Source organism: Shewanella sp. c952, assembly GCF_019654975.1.
GTDB lineage: Bacteria > Pseudomonadota > Gammaproteobacteria > Enterobacterales > Shewanellaceae > Shewanella.
The window spans coordinates 1-288 of the sequence record NZ_BPEW01000156.1; the positions used below are offsets into that span (position 1 = coordinate 1).

At 55.9% G+C, this 288-nt stretch carries 1 protein-coding gene; it reads left to right on the forward strand.

Annotated features, from left to right (window positions below; all coding sequences use genetic code 11):
* On the forward strand, positions 1 to 288 hold a 288-nt coding region (locus K5R16_RS22370; RefSeq protein ID WP_220740631.1), incomplete at both ends, for a hypothetical protein.

Below are 288 nucleotides of genomic sequence, written 5' to 3' on the forward strand. Positions count from 1 at the left end.
TGATCACTTACACCTTAACCGATGGCTCGGGCGCGACAGATACCTCGACCCTGACCTTGACCGTCACCCCGGTGAACGATGATTTCAGCGATGATAATGAAACTCGCAGCATCGTCGAGGACAGCCCGGAAGTCAGCGGCAATGTGATTGATGGCAGCAGTGTCGATGGCGATCTCAGTATCACCACCTTCACCATTGCCGGCGACAACACCGTCTATAATGCCGATGGCAGTGACGTCACCCTCAACGGTGTCGGCACCTTTAGCCTGGGCAGCGATGGCCAGTACA